17 protein-coding genes are annotated in these 19,002 nt (G+C 67.8%); 8 read left to right on the plus strand and 9 right to left on the minus strand.

Annotation, left to right across the window (positions count from 1 at the left end):
* Window positions 1–12: 12 nt before the first annotated feature.
* From lipA to sucB, 5 genes are all read right to left on the minus strand, one after another.
* Window positions 13–1,035 (minus strand): lipoyl synthase, encoded by a 1,023-nt coding sequence (gene lipA / locus ACFWVD_RS17920; RefSeq protein WP_379244061.1) that lies wholly within the window; start codon window positions 1,033–1,035, stop codon window positions 13–15.
* Window positions 1,032–1,781 (minus strand): lipoyl(octanoyl) transferase LipB, encoded by a 750-nt coding sequence (gene lipB / locus ACFWVD_RS17925; protein ID WP_379244063.1) that lies wholly within the window; start codon window positions 1,779–1,781, stop codon window positions 1,032–1,034. Before lipB ends, lipA begins: the two co-directional genes overlap by 4 nt.
* Before the next feature lie 65 nt (window positions 1,782–1,846).
* Window positions 1,847–2,350, minus strand: a complete 504-nt coding sequence (locus ACFWVD_RS17930; RefSeq protein ID WP_379244065.1) for a GNAT family N-acetyltransferase — start codon at window positions 2,348–2,350, stop codon at window positions 1,847–1,849.
* A 7-nt stretch (window positions 2,351–2,357) separates the two neighbouring features.
* Window positions 2,358–3,251, minus strand: a complete 894-nt coding sequence (locus ACFWVD_RS17935; RefSeq protein ID WP_379244067.1) for a TIGR01777 family oxidoreductase — start codon at window positions 3,249–3,251, stop codon at window positions 2,358–2,360.
* Window positions 3,252–3,263: 12 nt separating this feature from the next.
* Window positions 3,264–5,000: a 2-oxoglutarate dehydrogenase, E2 component, dihydrolipoamide succinyltransferase gene (gene sucB, locus ACFWVD_RS17940; protein ID WP_379244069.1), complete on the minus strand. Its 1,737-nt coding sequence runs from the start codon at window positions 4,998–5,000 to the stop codon at window positions 3,264–3,266.
* Between the two features lie 233 nt (window positions 5,001–5,233).
* Here sucB and ACFWVD_RS17945 point away from each other — a divergent pair, with 233 nt between their 5' ends.
* Window positions 5,234–5,584: an oxidoreductase gene (locus tag ACFWVD_RS17945; protein WP_379244071.1), complete on the plus strand. Its 351-nt coding sequence runs from the start codon at window positions 5,234–5,236 to the stop codon at window positions 5,582–5,584.
* Here ACFWVD_RS17945 and ACFWVD_RS17950 read toward each other — a convergent pair whose 3' ends face one another.
* The gene (locus ACFWVD_RS17950) at window positions 5,585–7,093 is read right to left on the minus strand and encodes a leucyl aminopeptidase (RefSeq protein WP_379244073.1); all 1,509 of its coding nucleotides are present in this window, start codon (window positions 7,091–7,093) and stop codon (window positions 5,585–5,587) included.
* Window positions 7,094–7,183: 90 nt separating this feature from the next.
* On the opposite strand from ACFWVD_RS17950, the gene ACFWVD_RS17955 reads away from it, so the two are divergent.
* The 4 genes from ACFWVD_RS17955 to ACFWVD_RS17970 are packed head-to-tail and all read left to right on the plus strand — an operon-like array spanning window position 7,184 to window position 11,845.
* Window positions 7,184–7,987: a hypothetical protein gene (locus tag ACFWVD_RS17955; protein ID WP_379244075.1), complete on the plus strand. Its 804-nt coding sequence runs from the start codon at window positions 7,184–7,186 to the stop codon at window positions 7,985–7,987.
* Complete coding sequence (locus ACFWVD_RS17960; RefSeq protein ID WP_379244077.1) at window positions 7,984–9,069, plus strand: hypothetical protein; 1,086 nt, start codon at window positions 7,984–7,986, stop codon at window positions 9,067–9,069. The genes ACFWVD_RS17955 and ACFWVD_RS17960 overlap by 4 nt, the downstream gene beginning before the upstream one ends.
* Window positions 9,066–10,547, plus strand: a complete 1,482-nt coding sequence (locus ACFWVD_RS17965) for a hypothetical protein (RefSeq protein ID WP_379244079.1) — start codon at window positions 9,066–9,068, stop codon at window positions 10,545–10,547. The genes ACFWVD_RS17960 and ACFWVD_RS17965 overlap by 4 nt, the downstream gene beginning before the upstream one ends.
* The gene (locus ACFWVD_RS17970) at window positions 10,544–11,845 is read left to right on the plus strand and encodes an AAA domain-containing protein (RefSeq protein WP_379244081.1); all 1,302 of its coding nucleotides are present in this window, start codon (window positions 10,544–10,546) and stop codon (window positions 11,843–11,845) included. Before ACFWVD_RS17965 ends, ACFWVD_RS17970 begins: the two co-directional genes overlap by 4 nt.
* A 7-nt stretch (window positions 11,846–11,852) precedes the next feature.
* Here ACFWVD_RS17970 and ACFWVD_RS17975 read toward each other — a convergent pair whose 3' ends face one another.
* Together ACFWVD_RS17975 and ACFWVD_RS17980 are read right to left on the minus strand one after the other, a co-directional pair.
* A complete protein-coding gene (locus ACFWVD_RS17975; protein ID WP_379244083.1) occupies window positions 11,853–13,805 on the minus strand; it encodes a GMC family oxidoreductase N-terminal domain-containing protein in 1,953 nt (650 codons plus the stop codon).
* Window positions 13,806–13,916: 111 nt separating this feature from the next.
* Complete coding sequence (locus tag ACFWVD_RS17980; RefSeq protein ID WP_379244085.1) at window positions 13,917–14,342, minus strand: carboxypeptidase-like regulatory domain-containing protein; 426 nt, start codon at window positions 14,340–14,342, stop codon at window positions 13,917–13,919.
* 215 nt (window positions 14,343–14,557) lie between these two features.
* Between ACFWVD_RS17980 and msrA the strand changes: the two genes are divergently transcribed.
* The 3 genes from msrA (at window position 14,558) to ACFWVD_RS17995 (ending at window position 17,339) form a co-directional block, all read left to right on the plus strand.
* Entirely contained in the window at window positions 14,558–15,073 is a 516-nt protein-coding gene (msrA, locus tag ACFWVD_RS17985; RefSeq protein ID WP_379244087.1) for a peptide-methionine (S)-S-oxide reductase MsrA, read from the plus strand.
* A 135-nt stretch (window positions 15,074–15,208) separates the two neighbouring features.
* Window positions 15,209–16,177, plus strand: a complete 969-nt coding sequence (locus ACFWVD_RS17990) for a hypothetical protein (protein WP_379244088.1) — start codon at window positions 15,209–15,211, stop codon at window positions 16,175–16,177.
* Between the two features lie 127 nt (window positions 16,178–16,304).
* On the plus strand, window positions 16,305–17,339 hold the full coding sequence (locus tag ACFWVD_RS17995; RefSeq protein WP_379244090.1) for a hypothetical protein: 1,035 nt from the start codon (window positions 16,305–16,307) through the stop codon (window positions 17,337–17,339).
* 40 nt (window positions 17,340–17,379) lie between these two features.
* On the opposite strand, the gene ACFWVD_RS18000 is transcribed toward ACFWVD_RS17995, so the two are convergent.
* Complete coding sequence (locus ACFWVD_RS18000; protein WP_379244092.1) at window positions 17,380–18,951, minus strand: phosphatase PAP2 family protein; 1,572 nt, start codon at window positions 18,949–18,951, stop codon at window positions 17,380–17,382.
* Between the last annotated feature and the right edge of the window lie 51 nt (window positions 18,952–19,002).

Below are 19,002 nucleotides of genomic sequence, written 5' to 3' on the forward strand. Positions count from 1 at the left end.
CCTTATTCTAAGTCAGCTGCCGAAGCGGGCCAGGACCGAGCTGGCTTCCTGGGAGGCTGTGCCTTCCTTGGCCAAGTGCGACATGGTTTCCGGGATTTCTCGGCCGTGGTGGGTCATGGCTTGGGCGTAGAGGCGGCCCGCTCGGTAGGAGGAGCGGACCAGGGGGCCTGCCATGACGCCGGCGAAGCCGAGGTCTTCGGCGACCTTGGAGTGGTCGACGAATTCCTGGGGTTTGACCCAGCGGTCTACGGGGTGGTGGCGGGGCGACGGGCGCAGGTATTGGGTGATGGTGAGGATGTCGCAGCCTGCTTCGTGCAGGTCGCGCATGGCCTCGGTGACCTCTTCGGGGGTTTCGCCCATGCCGAGGATGAGGTTGGACTTGGTGACCAGGCCTGCTTCGCGGGCGGCGGTGATGACTGCCAGGGAGCGTTCGTAGCGGAAGGCGGGGCGGATGCGCTTGAAGATGCGCGGGACCGTTTCCAGGTTGTGCGCCAGGACCTCGGGGCGCGCGGAGAAGACCTCGGCGAGTTGGGCGGGGTCGGCGTTGAAGTCGGGGATGAGCAGTTCGACGCCGGTGGCGGGGTTGATCGCCTTGATGGCGCGCACGGTTTCGGCGTAGAGCCAGGCGCCGCCGTCGTCGAGGTCGTCGCGGGCCACACCGGTGATGGTGGAGTAGCGCAGGCCCATCGACTGGACGCTCTCGGCGACGCGGCGGGGTTCGTCGCGGTCGAGGGCGGCGGGCTTGCCGGTGTCGATCTGGCAGAAATCGCAGCGGCGGGTGCACTGCTCACCGCCGATGAGGAACGTGGCTTCGCGGTCTTCCCAGCATTCGAAGATGTTGGGGCAACCCGCTTCTTCGCACACGGTGTGCAGGCCTTCGGATTTCACCAGGCTCTTGAGCTCGGTGTATTCGGGGCCCATGGTGGCGCGGGTGCGAATCCAGCTGGGTTTGCGTTCGATCGGGGTTTCGGAGTTGCGCGCCTCGATGCGAAGCAGCTTGCGTCCGGCGGGGGCAGAGGCGTCTACGGAACTCACCGGACCGACTCTACGCTCGGGGCCTGCGCGGCGGCGGGGGTGGTGGTGCGATCAATGTCATGGGGTGCGACGGGAATTTCACCGTCGAGCGCGGCAACAATCGCGGCGGCCACCAGCGGCTTGAGTTCGGCGACGGTGACTTCGCGGCCGAGCTCGCGGGTCAGAGTGGTCACGCCCGCGTCTTTGATGCCGCAGGGCACGATCGCCTGGAAGCCGTCGAGGGCGGAATTGCAGTTCAGGGAGATGCCGTGCAGGGCGACGCCGCGTTGCACGCGCACACCGATCGCGGCGATCTTGCGTTCGGCCAGCAGCTCGGTGGCGGGCAGCCACACACCGGAGCGGCCTTCCACGCGACCGCAGGTGATGCCCAGACCGGTGATCACCTGGATCAGTGCCTCTTCGAGGCGACGTACGTAGTGAACGACATCGACGGGTTCGGCCAGTCGGATGATCGGGTAGCCGACCAGTTGGCCGGGGCCGTGCCAGGTGATCTTGCCGCCGCGGTCGACCTGCACCACGGGGCTGCCGTCGATGGGCAGGTCCTCGGTTTCGGTGCGGCGGCCCGCAGTGTAGACCGACGGGTGCTCGAGCAGGAACAGTCGGTCGGCACCTTCTGCTGCGGCGCGCTGATCGGCGGTCTGCCGTTGCAGGTCCCAGGCGGCGTGGTAATCGATGAGTCCGAGATCCTCGACCACGATCGGGGTCGTATCGAATCGAGCGGACGCGGTGGGGCGCGTGTCGTTCACCGTTGCGACGTTACGCCCACCGGCGGATGGTGGCGAAGGCTGGTCGCCGCGCCTTTCGGCCCGGGTCAGGGTTCGACGGGGAAGTTGCGTTGCATCAGGGTCAAATCCAGCCAGCGGCCGAATTTGTAGCCGACTTCGGGGAGTTGTCCGACGGTGGTGAAACCGAAGCGTTCGTGCAGGACGATGGATGCGGCGTTGCTGGTTTCGATGGCGGCGATCATGGCGTGGACGCGGCCGGAATCTGTTGCGCGAGTGATCAATTCGGTGAGCAGAGCGGTGGCCACGCCGCGGCGATGGAAGCGGCTGTCCACGTAGACCGAGTTCTCCATCGTGAAGCGGAAGCCGGACTTGGGGCGCCACTGGCCGTAGGAGGCGTAACCGGCCACCTCGCCGTCGATCTCGGCGATCAGGATCGGCATCCCGGCCGCGGTGCGATCGGCGAACCAGGTGAGGCGGTCGTCGAGGTCGACTTCGGCGGTGTCCCACAGCGCTGTCGACTCGGCGATGTTGGTGTTGTGGATGGTCAGGACGGCGGGCAGGTCGGCCTTGTCGGCGTCGCGGATCAGCATGAAGAACTCACTGTGGGCCGACGGCGGCCGATAGAGCGGCGCCGATAGTGGGATGTGCGAACGTGTAACCGGCGTCTTCCAGCACGGCGGGGATGGCGCGAGGACCGTGCATGATCGAGTCCGCCAGCTCGCCGACCAGCGCGTGCAGGGCGAAGCCGGGGACGATGAACGGGGCCGGGCGGTTCAGCGCACGGCCGAGGGCGCGGTTGAATTCCGCGTTGGTGACGGGGGCGGGGCCCGTGGCGTTGATCGGGCCGGAGATCTCGGGGTGGGTGAGTGCGAAAACGATCGCGCCCACTTCGTCATCGAGGGAGATCCACGGAAAGTACTGGCGGCCGCTGCCCAGGCGTCCGCCCAGGCCCAGCCAGTACAGGGGGTGCAGTTTGCTGAGCATTCCACCGTTACGTGACAGCACCACGGCGGTGCGGACCAGCACCACGCGCACGCCCGCCTCGACCGCGGGCTCGGTGGCGGCTTCCCAGTCGCGACACAGCGTGGCCAGGAAACCTGTTCCCGCAGGGGAGGTTTCGTCGATGATGGCGTCGCCGGTGTCGTTGCCGTAGAAGTGCGCGCCGCTGCCGTTGACCAGGGTAGGGACACCGGCGGCGGCGACTGCGGCGGCCAGCACATCGGTGGGGGTGATGCGGCTGTCGCGCAGCAACTGTTTGTAGCCGCCGTTCCAGCGACGGTCACCGATACCGGCGCCGCACAGGTTCACCACCGCGTCGGCCCCGCGCAACGCCCGCTCATCGAGCTGGGCGCGCGCGGGATCCCACGTGTATTCGTCGGGCGCGGCGGCGGGGCGACGCACCAGACGACAGACCTGGTGCCCGTCGCGGCGCAATGCCGCGACGAGCGCCGTGCCGATCAAGCCGGACGAACCGGCAATGACCACCTTCATGCGATTCCTCGACTACAGGCCGAGATCGGCCTCGAACGCCGAATCTTCCAGCCGGTGCTTGATGGTGGAGACGAACCGGCCCGCGTCGGCACCGTCGATGAGACGGTGATCGTAGGTCAGCGGCAGGTACACCATCGAACGCACGCCGATGGACTCGCCGCCGGTCTCGTCGGTCACCACCACCGGGCGCTTCACGATCGCGCCGGTGCCGAGCATGGCCGCCTGCGGCGGAACCAGGATCGGGGTGTCGAACAAGGCGCCCTCGCTACCGATGTTGGTGATGGTGAAGGTGCCACCCGACAGCTCGTCGGGCTTGAGCCCGCCGGTGCGCGCGCGGTGGGCGATGTCGGCGATCGCGCGGGCCAGGCCTGCCAGCGACAGGTCGCTGGCGTTGTGGATGACCGGCGACAGCAGACCCTGCTCGGTGTCGACCGCGATACCCAGGTGCACCGACGCGTGGTAGGTGATCTCCTTGGTGTCCTCGTTGTACGAGGCGTTCACGTTCGGGTGCACACCCAGCGCTTCGACCACGGCCTTGGCGAAGAACGGCAGGTACGTGAGGTTCACGCCCTCCCGCGCCTTGAACGAGGCCTTCGCCTGCTGACGCAGCTGCGCGATCTTGGTGACGTCGGCCTCGTGGACCTGGGTCAACTGCGCGGTGGACTGCAGCGATTCGCGCGTCTTGGTCGCGGTGATCTGCCGGATCCGGCTGGCCTTCTGCGTGGTGCCCACCAGGGCGGCCAGCTTCGGGGCGGCGGACTGCTTGGCCGGGGCCGCGGGTGCTGCGGCAGCGGCCGGAGCCGGTGCGGCGGGCGCCTTCTTGGCTTCGGCGGCGGCGAGCACGTCCTGCTTGCGGATGCGGCCGCCGACACCGGAACCGGTGAGGGTCGACAGGTCGACGTTGTTCTCGTCGGCCAGTTTTCGCACCAGCGGGGTGACGTACGGGGTGCTGCCGTTCGACGAGGCCGGGGCCGCGGCGGGCTTCGCAGCCGCAGCGGGCTTCGGGGCCGGCGCGGGGGCCGGTGCCGGTGCCGGTGCGGGGGCCGGAGCCGGAGCGGGCTTGGGCGCGGGTGCCGGAGCAGGCGCCGCGGCGGCGGGCTTGGGAGCCGGTGCCGGGGCGGGAGCCGGTGCCGGAGCAGGCGCGGCGGCGGCGGGCTGACCGCTACCGATCACACCCAACTGACCGCCCACATCGACGACATCGTCTTCCTGCGCGGTGATCTCGAGCAGCGTGCCCGCGACCGGCGAAGGGATCTCGGTGTCGACCTTGTCGGTGGACACCTCGAGCAGCGGCTCGTCGACCGCGACGGTGTCGCCCACGGCCTTGAGCCAGCGGGTGACGGTGCCTTCGGTGACGGACTCGCCTAGCTCGGGCATCTTCACCGGCGTGCCCGAAGCCGCGGAAGCGGCAGGCGCGGCGGCCGGGGCAGGCTCGGCGGCGGGAGCCGGTGCGGGCTCGGGCGCGGGGGCCGGTGCCGCGGCGGGCGCGGGGGCTTCGGTGGGGGTTTCGTCGGCATCGCTGATCACGCCGAGTTCACCGCCGATCTCGACGACGTCGTCTTCCTGCGCGACGATCTTGGAGAGCACGCCCGCGGTGGGCGACGGGATCTCGGTGTCGACCTTGTCGGTGGAGACTTCCAGCAGCGGTTCGTCGACCTCGACCGTGTCCCCTTCCTGCTTCAGCCACCTGGTCACCGTTCCCTCGGTGACGCTCTCACCAAGGGCTGGCATCTGGACGGAGAAGGCCATGTCCTCTGACTCCTCTGCAGTGTGTACCCGGCGGACATTCGTCGCGGGTCGCGGCTTTCGTCCACCCCGCCGGTCTCGGCGGAGCACCCGGGAAACGTTGGTTCTTGTTCCGGCAACCATCCTTGCACTCGCTCGCCGCCGGTGTAGCGCAGGGCGGCGATCCGGGCGAAGCTGGCACCATGGAATGTACGGCGGTGAGCAGAATTCCGCCGGAATGTAGGAGGTCGGGCCGGATGGGTTTGCTGGATCGTTTCCGCGTTGGGCGCGGTGCGAGCAGGTCAGTCGCGCGGGCGGGCGCGTCGGAGGTGAGCGCGCTGGCGGACTGGGCGCGGGCGCGGCGTGGGGTCGAGGCGTTCATCGAACCGCGGACGACTGTGACCGATGTCACAGCGGTGCTGGTCGCTTCCGACGGCGAATGGACCCGTCGGATCGTCGGCGAGAAGGGCGCGCGGCGGTTGGCCGGTGCGTTGAAGATTCCGGTCTACGACGTGAACCGCACCGGATATCCGCAACGGATGCGCGACTTCGATGCCCGCCGCCGTATCGAAGCGCGGCGGGCTCGCGAAGCCGAACTGGGGGACTGACTACTCGGCGCCGATCTGTTCGATCACGGTGATCAGCGTGCGCACGGGAACGCCGGTGCCGCCCTTGCCGATGTAGCCGAACGGGCCGCCGGTGTTGTAGGCCGGACCTGCGACGTCGAGGTGCGCCCACGGCAGACCCTCGGGCACGAATTCCTTGAGGAACAGCGCGGCCGACAGCATGCCGCCCCAGCGGTGCGGTGCGACATTGGCCAGGTCGGCGACCTTGGAATTGATGTCGGCGCGCAGTTCGGCGGGCAGCGGCATGGCCCACCCGTTCTCGCCGACCTCGCGCGAGGTCGCGGCGACGCGGTCGCGGAATTCCTCGGTGCCCATCACGCCCGGCGTGCGGGTGCCAAGGGCGACCATCTGCGCGCCGGTGAGGGTGGCGACGTCGATGAGGTAGTCGGGGTCGTCTTCGACCGCGCGCACGATGGCGTCGGCCAGGATCAGGCGACCTTCGGCGTCGGTGTTGATGACCTCGACGGTGGTACCGCCGTACTGGGTGAGCACGTCGCCGGGGCGCTGCGCGGTAGCCGAGGGCATGTTCTCGGCCATCGGAACGGTCGCGGTGACAGTGACCGGCAGACCCAGCCGCGCGGCCAGCAGCACGGTCGCGATGACCGCCGCCGCGCCGGCCATGTCCGACGTCATGTTCTCCATATTGGCGGCGGGCTTGATCGAGATGCCGCCGGTGTCGAAGGTGATGCCCTTGCCGACCAGCGCGACCTTCTTCGGGCCGCCCGCGTAGGTGATGCGGATCAGCCGCGGCGGGCGCGAGGAGCCCTGGCCGACGCCGATGATGCCGCCGTAACCGGCTGCGGCGAGCGCGTTTTCGTCCAGGATCTCGACCTCGAGGCCCGCCGCCTCGGCGAGCACACGGGCGCGATCGGCGAACTCGGCGGGGTACAGGGCGCTGGGCGGGGTGTTCACGAAATCGCGTGCGGTGGCGATGGCCTCGGCCACCAGCTGGGCGCGCAGCAGTTCCAGGGTGCCGAATTCCGGTGTGGGAACCAGCAATTCGACACGCACGACCGGCTGCTCGTCGGGCTTGGGCGCGCTCTTGGCTTTGAACGTGGGGAAGGTGTAGGCGCCGAGGTAGAAGCCTTCGGCCGCGGCACCCAGATCGATGCCCGACAACGTGGTGGCGACCAGTTCGGTGCCTGCCAGCGAGCGGGCGGCGGCACCGGCGCTGCGGCGCACCTGTTCGGCGTCGACCTTGTCGGCCGCGCCCAGTCCCACCGCCAGCACACTGCCGACGTTGGCCAGCGCGGACGGCGCGGGCACGCGGGTGAGTTCCTCGGGCTTGCCCTTGGCACCGACCGAGCCCAGCGCGTCCAGCAGTTCCGCGCGGACCTGCGCGGTGAGCACATCGCCGAACAGGTCGGCGGGCACGATGGCCGGTCCGTTCTCCGAGGACGTCAACCCGATCACCAGCACGTCGGTGTCCGCGGCGAGGGTTTCGGTGCGCGCCAGTTCCGGTCCGAGTGAGCGTTCTGCAACAGCTGTCATTGCCCCAGGTTATTCCGTCGCGCTCGGGGCTCGCATCACGAGTCCGGATGGTCGGGGATTACTGGGAATTACTGGACAATACTGGTAGCTGTGGATACGCTCCGTGGCGTGATGGACTCGGCGGAACAGCTGGAGGAGCGCATCTCCGGTTTGCGGGCGCAGGTGCGCCGCGCCGCCGCGGGTGGGGATCGGGCGTCGGCTCGACAATTGCGGGCGGAATTGCGCAGGGCCGAATTGGCTTGGGACGCGGCCGTTCTGGGCTCGGAGCCCGAAGAACCGGCCGAAGCGCCGGGGGTGCCGGTGCGTGAACACGTGCACCGCGCGTTGACGTTGCTGTCGGTGCCGTCCTCGCCGAAATTGGTGCTGGCCACCCATGACGCGTTCTTCTCCGGTGAACTGCTGCCCGCCCGGCTGACCAGTTTGCGACGCGACGAGGAACGGTCGTTCCGGTCGGCGCCGTATGCGCGTCCGTACTACCTGTGCGCGGCGCTGACCACCGATCTGCTCGCCCCCGCGCGGGGGTTGATGGCGGTGAGTTCGTGGCCGCTGGAAAAGCGGATGGTGGGGCCGTTGAGTCCGCGGGTGGGGCTGCTGATTTCCGCTATTCGGTTGGCGGAACATCTTTCGGCGCAGCCTGCGCGGGAAACGTCGGGTTTGCGCGTACTGTGGCGGCTCGCGGTGTCGATTCCCGGCATCTCCAGTGCCCCGGATTCGCTGGATCCGGCGACGGTGATCGAGGCCGCGCGGCGCGAGCTGGCGGTGCACGAGGACGAAGACGCGCGGCAGCGGCTGTCCGCCGCGCGTCGGGCGGCGGATCAGCTCACCGATCCGGCGGCACAACTATTCGGTGTTCGGCTCGGCGTAGCCGATCGGCGACGAATCGAGGTGAAATGAGCACTCTCGCAGCACAGTTGGACCAGTTGCGCGGCGACACCCCCGCGACCAGGCACAATGCCCGCACCATCGCCGCGCTGACGGCCAATCCCGGATGTGCCCGCCGTGCCCTGCTCGACGCGGCCGCGGTGGACAAGACCGTGATCGCCCAATCATTGGGTTTCCCACCGCAATTCGGTCAGTCCCAGTTCGCGATCACTCGCGGCAATGCCTTCGAGGCGATGGTGAAGGCGAACGGTTGCGCGGAATTGTTGGCTCTATTGCGCGACACGCTGGGCCTGACCATTCCCGAAGTCGCCTACCACGACCTGAATTCGGTGGGCGAGAACACCGGCAATGCCGTGCGCTATCAACGCACAAGGCAGCTGCTGAAGAGCACGATCTCCGCCGGTGACGGGACGCTGTTCGATCATCCGATGTTGCGGCTGGATATCGCCGGTGCCACCGCCTATCTCGAACCTGATGTGGTCGCGGTGCAGGTGGACGGCAAGTTCCATGTGGTGGAGATCAAGGCCTTTCCGGTGATCGACGGGCAGGCCGATCCCGAACAGGTGGCGGCCGCGGCGCGACAGTCGGCGGTGTATGTGATCGCGTTGCGTGAGTTGATGACCGAGATCGGGGAATCGCCGGAGATCGTGTCGCACAACGCGATTCTGGTGTGCGCGAAGGATTTCTCGAACCGGCCGACCGCCGCGATGGTCGATCTGCGCAAACAGCTCGCGGTGGTGTCACGGCAATTGACCCGACTCACCGCGATTCCCGAACTGCTCGAACAATTGCCGCCCGAGGCCACGTTCGCACCGGGGGAGAACCTGGAGAAGACCATCGCGGCGATCCCGGCCCGCTATGCGCCCGAATGCATGTCCAGTTGCGAGTTGGCGTTCGCGTGCCGGGACGAGGCGCGGGTGTGCGGTTCGGTGGACGCGCTGGGGCGGGGCGTGTGTGACGTGATGGGCGGGATCGAGAACGTGCACACCGTGCTCGGATTGGCCGACGGCACACTGGAACCCGGACCCGAACACGCCGACATCACCGCCATGCTGCGGACCGCGCACCGGCTGCGCTGGGAGATGGCCGGATGAGCGTGCTGGCGGCGCTGGCCAAAGCCGAGGCGGTGCGGGCGGGGCGTGCGCAGGCGACCGCGGCGATGCGGCACATCCACCTCGCGCAGCGGCCGCTGGTGGCGGTGCCGTTGCGGTTGGCGGGGGAGGCGGCGGCGCCGGTGGCGATCATGATCGGTAGCTCGCCCGGTGATCAGAACGTGCTCACGGTGCCGCAGCCGCGTGACCGGGTGCTGCGGTTGCGTTTCATCGAACAGCTCGCTGATGTTGTGCTGCCGTATCTTTCGTCGTATCTGGTGGAGACCGAAGAGCTCACCACCAAAGCGGGGGAGACCTACACCCGGTGCCTGGACGCCCCGCAGATGTGGACGCCGAACCCCGGCGGCGTGAATTTCCTGAAGCTGCTGGGGCGTTCGGTGCGGTTTCATCGGGTCGACGGGGAACACCCTGTGCCGGAATCGATTCCGCTGCTGGGGCGTTGGCTCACCTGGTTCGGTGATCGGGCCGAGCATCCGGGTTCGGCGGTGTTGCCCGCGATGACGTCGGTGTTGGCCGCGCACTGGGCGTCGGGTCAATCCTCGTTGGAGGACGGCAATCTCGCGGCACTGCTGGGGTGGATCGACCCGCCGGCGGGGTTGACCGGCGCGGAAGCTGCTGCGCTGGCGGAGGATCCGTTGTTGTCGCCGCCTGCGGGTCCGGCCAGTGATCCCGGATTCGACAACGAAGAACTCGCGCCGTTGATCGCCGCCTACAACGCGGCCGCCGATGATTCGGCGAGATCTGTTGCAGCCGAACGGCTCGAGCGGTCGCTGCGTGGTCAGCTCGAACCGACGTGGCAGTTGATGTGGCGTGCGATCGAGCTGTTGGATGCGTTGCCCGAAGGTGCCAGTGTGGAGAATCGGTGGACCGACGATCGGGGTGCGTTCTCCCGGTTCGCCGCGGACGTGCTGGAAGGTATTCCGCAGGCGCGCCGCGATTCCGCTGTTCCCGCGGTGCGCAGGCTGTTGGAACGCGAACGGGCGTTGGAGGCTTTGCAGGCGCAGTGCGCTTTCGATGATCCGCTGCTCATGCTCGAACATCGCGTCAGCGGGGCGGCCTTTCGCGGCACCGTCGTGCACAGTGAGCCGGAACGAGTGGATAGGACGGGGTCGCGTCCAAAGCTTCGCCCGCACATCCACATTCGCACCACTGATCCATTCATCGCTGCGGTCGGTGAAGAACTCACCTGCGTCGAACGGCCGAAGCAGACCGGGCTTGTGGTCGACATCGACGGGGACACCATGGTTCTCGAACTGTCCGGCGGGATGGGGCGGAAGATGATCGCCGATCCGGGCACGGTGCCCGAGGAAGGCGACGAGCTCGGGTTCGCCCGGTTCAAGCCGACACCGTTCAACGGAATGCTGAATCTGCCCGCACGCGAAGAGACTCCGTGGACCCACGGCGGGCCGCCGCCGGAGTGGACACCGCCGACCGACGACGACGGGGAAGAACTGCAGTGACCACACCCGACCAGGCCGTCGCGGGAATTCTGTCCGACCTGCGCGACGACACCCATCGCGCGATCGTCGTCGACTCGCCGCCGGGGGCAGGCAAATCCACGCTGGTGGTGCGCGCCGCCCGCCAGCTCGCGGAAGACGGCGATCAGCGGATGATCGTCGCCCAGACCAACGAGCAGGTCGACGACCTCATCGACCGGCTCGCCGCCGCCGACCCCGCGCTGCGGATCGGGCGGCTGTCCAGTGCCGCCTATGTGGTGAGCGACCGGGTCGACCGGCACAGCAATGTCCGGGTCGCCAAGCAGCCCGGCGACCTCGAGGACCGTGCGATCGTGATCGGCACCGCGGCCAAATGGGCCACCATCACCGACGGCACCTGGACGCACGCCATCATCGACGAGGCGTACCAGATGCGCTCGGACATGTTGTTGCGCATCGCGAATCGGTTCGAGCGCGGGCTGTTCGTGGGTGATCCGGGGCAGTTGGATCCGTTCGCGACCGTGGAGACCGCGCGGTGGGCCGGGCTCACCTGGGATCCGACCATGAGTGCGGTCAGCGTGATGCTGGCCAACAACGACAACATCCCCACCCACCGGCTGCCGGTGTCGTGGCGGCTGCCCGCGACCGCGGCGCCGGTGGTGTCGAAGGCGTTCTATCCCTTCACCGAATTCCAGTCGGGTACCGGATTCGGTGATCGGCGTATGGATTTCACCACGCGCGGGATGGGTGGGTCGGTCGACGCGGTGTTGGAGGAAGCGGCTGTATCCGGTTGGGGCTGGTACGAATTGCCCGCTCGGCATACTTTGCGTACGGACCGGGAAGCGGTGGCTGCGATTGCCGCGATCGCTGCTCGGCTGATCGAGCGGGGGGCTACCGCGCACTCCGAATCGGGTAGTCATCCGGTGACGGTCGAGCGGGTGGCGGTCGGTACGGCGCATCGGGATCAGGCCGATGCTGTGCGGACTGCCCTGCGGGGGACGTGTGCTGAGGCTGTCACCGTGGATACGGCCAATCGGTTGCAGGGGCGCGAATATGACGTGACGTTGGTGCTGCATCCGCTGTCGGGGCGGCGGGATGCCAGTGCGTTCCACCTGGAGGCGGGGCGGTTGTGTGTGCTGGCGTCGCGGCACCGGCACGCGTGCATTCTGGTCGGTCGGGCGGGTATTCCTGAGTTGCTCGATGCTCATCCGTCGGCCGAGCCCGTTCACCTGGGTGTGGCGGTGAAGTTCCCGGATGGGTGGGAGGCGAATCAGGCTGTGTTGAGCCATCTCTCGGCACACAGGGTGCGTGGTGTGGGCTGAGCCCGTTCTAATTCAACCGTGCCGCAAGGCGTTTAGCGTTCATGTAGCCGATCGCTTCGATGGTGACCATCGGGTTCACGCCGGGAGCGGTCGGGAAGGTCGAACCGTCGGCGACCACGATGTTGGGTACCTCCCAGGTCGCGCCGTCCGGGTCGGTCGCTGACAGGGCCGGGGTGCCGCCCATGCGGGCTGAGCCCATGATGTGCAGGGCGCCCATCGAACATCTGCCCGGTCCGTAGCCTGCTGTCCTGCAGGCCGCGTCGAACTGCGCCAGTGAGCCGCGGTTGCCTGGTTCGAAGGACACGCCTGCCTGATGACCGGAGTAGATCTTTTGTGCGCCTGCTGCTTCCAGCACCGAGGCCGCGCCGACGATGCCGGTGTGCAGGTGGTTGGCGTCGTAGTCGGACAGGCGGTACTTCACGATCGGCTCGCCGGTTTTGTCGACCGACACCGTGCCCGAGTCGCGATCGCGAGTGATCACGCCGATCGAACTCGTGCGTGCGAAAGCGCCCATGGTGGTGCGGAATTCGGCTGCGCCGCGCCAGTTCATGAAGCCGGTTGCCAGGCCCGGATGCATCGGGCCGGTTTCGTAGATGACGCCGTAGCCGTTGCCGTCGAGGTCGGCGTGTTCGCGGCTGATGCGGGCTTGCAGCGCGCCCTCCCACGGGCGGATCTGTTCCTCGAAGACGCCGAAAACCGCTGCGGCCGGGTGTAGTCGCAGGTGTTTGCCGATGTTCTTGTTGCCCAGGCCGGATCGGCGTAGCAACGCCGGTGTCTGGATCGCTCCCGCGGCGACCACTACCGCACGGGCGCGCACGGTGATCTCGACTCCGTCGGAGCTCAGCGCCGAAACTGATTCGGCGCGACCCGAATTCACCGTGATGGTACGAACATTCGCATCGATGACCAGGCGGGCACCGTGCGCGGCCGCGTCGGCGAGCCATGTCTTGGTCGCTGACTGCTTCGCGCCTAGTCGGCATCCGTAACCGCAACGACCGCATTCGATTCCGGCATCGCAGGCATCAGTCACGTTGCGCGGCAGAGTGTCCACGTCCCAGCCCAGTGCGCGGGCGCCGCGTTCGAGAATGCCGTCACGCGCGGACAGAGGGGACTTTTGGTCGGTGACCCCGATTCGCTTCTGCACCACGCTGAGTGCGTCGCCGAACTCGTCCTCGGCGAACTGCGGCACCCCGGTGTCGGCCCACTGCGCGCGGACCGCATCGGGTGTGGGCAGGCACGTGCTCCAGTTGACCACGGTCCCGCCGCCCAGGCAGCTACCGGCGACCAGGGTGAGCTGGCCTTCGGCGGTCGCTGCGGGGCCGGGGGAGTACAGGCGGGTCAGCGCGTCGAGTTCACCGTCGCCGAAATCTTGGTCGTCGTAATAGTTTCCGCGTTCGAGCACCACTACATCGAGACCGGCCTCGGCGAGCACGGCGGCTGCGGAACCACCGCCGGCACCCGAGCCGACCACTACGACATCGCAATCCAAGGTCGTCGCCTCGGTGTAGTGGAGCGGGTGTAGCGGCGGTTTCGGTGCGCTGTCCAGACGTCCGGCGGGCCCCGGGTAGCCGATCGCGGTCCACAGCGGATTCGCCCCTGTCGCACCAGGACTCACGTTGTAGGACAGCAGCGAGGCCTGCTTGAGCGCTTGAAAGATCGCGCGGGCCGGGGCCAATCCGGAATCGCCCAGACGCAACAGCGCCGCTTCACGCTGCCCGTGCGCCAACGAGGAGAACCGGCGAAACCCACTGCCGGTGAGCAGCCCGAAAGCGCGAGAGTCCCACAGCCCCAACAGCATTGCCAGCTGTTTCTGCTCCGCCTCGCGCGGATTGCGGCTCAGGATCGACAAGATCGTCTCGACCGCGCCCACCTCGCCGGCGCTGGGCGCACTGTCGTCGCCGGGGACGAACGTCTCGCAGATCATGCGCAACGCTGCCCGCTGTTCGGCCGTAGTTTCCATGTGCGCACCACCCCATCTCAGTCTGGGGTGATGTCTATCACGGTCACCGTGACTGTGCAGGGGGTCAACGGGTTTCGGGCCGGGCAGTGCAGTGCCCGGCCCGAACGCGGGTCAGTCCGCGGTGAACTGAATCGTTTTCAACGTCGGCGTGGACAGATCCACCTCGGCCGAGGTGACCGCGCGGACCGCCGAATCGTGGCGATACGCGGTGAGCTGGTAGCGACCGGGCTGCAGGCCGCGGAAACTCACCTGGCCGTTCACGCCGGTGGACATGTGGCGGTGAATGTTGTCACCGCACGCGTCGATGCCCGTGAGCACGATCTTGCCGCCGGCGATCGGCTTGCGGCTGGCCTGCGCGATCAACACCGCGTCGATCTGGCCCGCGGCCGTCGGGGTGGCTACTCGCACGCCCCGGTCGTTGGGTTGCGCCTGCCGTACCTGCTCGCAGGGTGCTGCCTCCTGCGCGATCGTATCGTCGTGGCCGGGATGCGCCCCCGCGCTGCCCACCGCCAAGCCGATCGCAGCGGTGGCTGCCAATCCGATCGTCAAACACTGTGAGATGACCAACCGTGGCATCGGGCCGTGTTCCTCCTACTTCCTCGGTGACACTGGATGTGCGCGTGGATTTCGAACGAGGTAACGCTGCTGCGGCGGCAACAATACTGTCGGGAACTCGAGCGCGAACACCGGCGTTCCATAGACAGGGTTGTGGCCGACCTGTGCGACCGTATGACGCAAATCGAGGAGGACGTGTGACCGACACTCGCAAAGCGATTCTGGCCGGTGGATGTTTCTGGGGAATGCAGGATCTGATCCGGCGCCAACCGGGCGTGGTAGCCACCCGCGTGGGCTATACCGGTGGCACCAACGACAATCCGACCTACCGCAACCATCCCGGCCACGCCGAGGCAGTGGAGATCGAATACGACCCGACGGTCACCGATTACCGTGCGCTGCTCGAGTTCCTGTTCCAGATCCACGACCCGACCACCAAGGACAGGCAGGGCAACGATCTCGGCGACAGCTACCGTTCGGCGATCTTCTATCTCGACGACGAACAGCGCCGCATCGCGCTCGACACCATCGCCGACGTGGACGCCTCGGGGCTGTGGCCGGGCAAGGTCGTCACCGAAGTGACCCCGGCGAGCACATTCTGGGATGCCGAACCCGAACACCAGGACTACCTGATCCGCTACCCCGACGGCTATACCTGCCATTTTCCGCGCCCCGGTTGGACACTGCCCCATCGCGACACCATGGGCGGCTAACTGTTTCGTACTCCGCACGGCGCACCGCCGATATGCCATGATCGGCAGTATCGGCGTTGCGTGCGAAGGCGTCGGCTCGAAACAACTCACGACGGTGGCCGTGGTCGCCGCAGACGATGAGGGGACAGATTTCGAATGACGTACGGACAACAGCAACCCGGATATGCCGCGCCGGGACCGCAACTCAGCGTCGGTGACGCACTCGGCTACGGCTGGGACAAATTCAAGAACAACGCCCTGGTGTGGATCGGCATCATCGTGGTGTTCGCGCTGATCCAGGTCGCGATCAATTTCATCTTCGGTTCCTCGGGCTTCCTGGTCACCGACGCCGACGGTGACATCAGCTTCGGATTCAGCCTCTGGGGATTCCTCGGCAGCGTCATCAGCACCGTGGTCGGGTACCTGATCTCGGCGGCCATGGTGCGCGGCTCGCTCGAGGAAACCGACGGCCGCAAGCCAGGTTTCGGTGACTTCTTCCAGTTCACCAACGTGGGCGCGGTGATTCTGGCGTGCTTCCTCGTCGGCATCGCCACCGGCATCGGCTTCGCGCTGTGCGTGCTGCCGGGCCTGGTGATCATGTTCTTCACCTGGTTCACGATCAACTTCGTGCTCGACCGCGACCAGGACGCCATCACCGCCATCAAATCCAGCTTCTCCGCGGTCGCCGCCAACGCGGGCACGCTGCTGCTGCTGGCACTGGCCCTGGTCGGCATCAACATCGTCGGCGCGCTGCTGTGCGGCATCGGCCTGCTGGTCACGCTGCCGGTCTCGGTCATCGCCTCGACCTATGCCTACCGCGTGATCGTGGGCGGACCGGTCGTGGGCGGACAGGGTGTGGCTGATCCGGGGTACCCGCAGCAATACGGCGGGCCCGCAGGTGGATTCGGTGGGCAGCCGGGGTACGGCGGTCCCGAAGGTGGACAGGGTTATGGCGGACCCGGCTACGGCGGACCCGAAGGTGGGCCCGGTTACGGCGGTCCCGGTGGACCGGGCTACGGCGGTCCGGGTGCCGGCGGACCCGGTTACGGTGGGCCCGGCTACCCCGATGGTCCTGATCTGGGCAAGCCCGGTGACCAGGGTTGGGGACCCGAAGGTAACCGCTGACAGTTGACCCACGAAGGGCGTGCGACATTCGATCGCACGCCCTTCGTGCTGTGCAGGGGCAGTTCGTCGGAAACGCACTTGTCGGTGGCTGTCGGTAGCATCGGAATTCTTCGAACAAGGGGGAACGATGCGGGGGACATGGCGGGGTCGGTCGTGGTGGGTGCGGGGTGTGGTGCTCGCGCTGGTTGCCGTTGTCGTGGTGTCGCTTCCGGTGGTGGGGGTGGTGATCGCGTTGCTGGTGTACAACGTCGGGGAGCAGTCCGACCAGGCGCGGACCAGGGGCAAGGACGCGGTGTGGCTCGGTCACGCCTGGGTTGACGGGCGTCGAACCGATGCCGATATCGACGGCTTGGTCACCTTGTTGGCGGGCACCGGTGTTCGGGATCTGTACGTGCACACGGGGCCGTTGGAGCACGACGGGAGTCTGCGCGACGATCTCGCGCCGCGCGCGCAATGGTTCGTCGACGCGGTGCACGCGCGATTACCCGAGATTCGGGTCCAGTCCTGGCTGGGCGACATCGTGCAGCCCGAATTCGACGGCCTGGACGTGGAATCCGCGCAATCCCGTGATCGAGTAGTGGCGTCGGCTCGGCGGGTGCTCGCCTACGGGTTCGACGGGATCCACTACGACCTCGAACCCATCCGGTCGGGGTCGCCGGGATTTCTCGCCCTGCTCGACGCGACGCGCGCGGTGACTTCCGCGGCCCACGTGCCGCTGTCGGTATCTGCGCCGGTGATCGATCCGCTGCCGGGTCTGCACTCGGTGGGTCTGGCCGTGGCCGACCACGGAAAATGGTGGAGCCAACACTATTTCGCGCAGGTGGCCCGCCGAGTCGATCAGGTCGCGGTGATGTCCTACGACACGGCGATGCCCACACGAGCCCTGTACAGCGGCTACGTGGCCCAGCAGACCGAGCTGGCCGCGCAGGTGACACCCGCCGACGTCGACCTGCTGATGGGAGCACCCGCGTTCTGGGCTGATGACCGTGGCCACCGGGGTGCGGCCGAAACGGTTGCCGCGGCCGTGCGGGGAATCCGCCTCGGATTGACGGATTCCGATGTCCACCGTGCGAACTTCGGTGTCGCGATGTACGTGGATTTCGCTGCCACGCCTCGAGATTGGGCCGACTATCGACGGGATTGGTGTCGGATGGCCGACTGAGTCAGGGCTCACGGGTGGGCGGTTTGTCGGAATTCTGGGGTTATCTGCGGCGGTCGGTGAGCCAGGCCAGGGGGCGGCGGTGGTGGGGGCGGGGGCGGTTTTCCCAGCGGGGGTTTTGTTCGTCGCGGCGGTAGACCGGGACTCGGCCTGCTACCGAGAAGCGCAATGTTGTTGCGGTGCCTACTACTTCGCCGTCGGCGGCTACCGCCAGGGGGATTTTGGAGGTGATGGTGAGTTCGTGCATTTGGCGTTCGCCGTAGACGCGGCTGTGGCCGATGGCGGCGAGCATGAGGGCGATGACGGCGCGGGTGCGGGAGAAGCGGACGTCGGCGCGTAGCCAGCGGACGTCCAGGAGGCCCTCGTCGAGGCGGGAGCGGAAGGCGGGGACGGCGCCGTGGGGGTGGTAGGGGCCGTTGCCGATGAACAGGAACCACATGTCGTGCCAGCGGTCGTCGAGGCGGATGTGGATGGGTTCGGCGCGGCGCAGGGTGACCACGAGGGCGGCGGCGAACGCGGGCCACTTGCCCCAGCGGTCCTCCCACTGCTCGCGCAGCCGGACCAGGTCGGGGTAGGCGCCGATGCTGGCGGTGTTGATCAGGTGGTGGGTGTGCGGGCCGGTGGGAGTGTCGAATTCGACTGCGGCGATGTCGACTTCGACGGCTTCGCCCGCGCCGGTGGCGTCGGCTACTTCGCGCAGGTCGTAGACGCCCAGGTCGCGGGCGAAGTGGTTCAGGGTGCCCGCGGGGATGACGACCAGGGGGAGTTTGTTGCGGATCGCGACCGCTGCGGCCGCGGCGATGGTGCCGTCACCGCCCGCCGCGCCGACCGCGAGGATCGCTGAGTGCTCGTCGTCGGCCGAACGGTTCAGCGCGTTCTGCAGAATTTCGACGGCGTCGCGTCCGGGTTCGGTCTGCACGAGGGTGGCTGCGGGCAGCGCGTCCGCGATATCGGCGGTGGGATCGTAAGAAGAATCGCCCGAACGCGGATTCACCAGCAGCAGAAGACCTTTGCCGTCGGCGAGGATCGGCGCACCGTGCACCACGTGCGCGTCGGCTTCGTCGGATTCGCGGATCGGCCACCAGCGGCGGGTGGTCAGGGCGATCGCGGTGCCAACGCCCGCGCCGACCAGCACGTCCGACGGCCAGTGCGCGCCGGTGTGGATGCGCGAATACGCCACCGCGGCGGCCACCGGCGCCACGGCCAGTGCGGTGCGCGGGCTCTCCAGGGCGACGGCGGTGGCGAAGGCGGCGGCGTTGGCGCTGTGCCCGGACGGGAACGACGACGACGCAGGCGCCGCGACCAGCCTGCGACCCAGCGGCATCAGTTCCGCCGGTGGCCTGCGGCGTGGGATGAGCGTTTTGAGCACCAGGTTCACCAGGAAACTGCTGCCACCCAGCGCGATCACCCCGCGCAACGCGGCCCGTCGCGGCGGTCCGGGTTTCACCGCGAGCGCCGCCGCGACCGCCAGCCACAGCCCGCCGGTGTTGGCGGATCTGGTCAACCGCAGCATCCCGCGATCGACCGCGGATTCGGGAATTCGCGACACCGCCCGGCTCATCGTGTCGTCCATCCGGGCGACATGGCCGAAGCGTGCTCGGGGCAACTCACTCACACCGAGAACCCTACAGCCGTTGGCCGTCAGCATCTTTCGATGCGATCAGGC

It is taken from the genome of Nocardia sp. NPDC058666, from assembly GCF_042714895.1.
Taxonomy (GTDB): Bacteria; Actinomycetota; Actinomycetes; order Mycobacteriales; family Mycobacteriaceae; genus Nocardia.

Bases quoted from the DNA above. Each gene is read 5' to 3' on its own strand.
- ACFWVD_RS17960 (WP_379244077.1), top strand. From the start codon at position 7,984: ATGAGCACTCTCGCAGCACAGTTGGACCAGTTGCGCGGCGACACCCCC.
- ACFWVD_RS17965 (WP_379244079.1), top strand. From the start codon at position 9,066: ATGAGCGTGCTGGCGGCGCTGGCCAAAGCCGAGGCGGTGCGGGCGGGG.
- ACFWVD_RS17935 (WP_379244067.1), bottom strand. From the start codon at position 3,251: ATGAAGGTGGTCATTGCCGGTTCGTCCGGCTTGATCGGCACGGCGCTC.
- ACFWVD_RS17975 (WP_379244083.1), bottom strand. From the start codon at position 13,805: ATGGAAACTACGGCCGAACAGCGGGCAGCGTTGCGCATGATCTGCGAG.
- ACFWVD_RS17950 (WP_379244073.1), bottom strand. From the start codon at position 7,093: ATGACAGCTGTTGCAGAACGCTCACTCGGACCGGAACTGGCGCGCACC.
- sucB (WP_379244069.1), bottom strand. From the start codon at position 5,000: ATGGCCTTCTCCGTCCAGATGCCAGCCCTTGGTGAGAGCGTCACCGAG.
- ACFWVD_RS17930 (WP_379244065.1), bottom strand. From the start codon at position 2,350: ATGCTGATCCGCGACGCCGACAAGGCCGACCTGCCCGCCGTCCTGACC.
- ACFWVD_RS17945 (WP_379244071.1), top strand. From the start codon at position 5,234: ATGGGTTTGCTGGATCGTTTCCGCGTTGGGCGCGGTGCGAGCAGGTCA.
- ACFWVD_RS17995 (WP_379244090.1), top strand. From the start codon at position 16,305: ATGCGGGGGACATGGCGGGGTCGGTCGTGGTGGGTGCGGGGTGTGGTG.
- ACFWVD_RS17990 (WP_379244088.1), top strand. From the start codon at position 15,209: ATGACGTACGGACAACAGCAACCCGGATATGCCGCGCCGGGACCGCAA.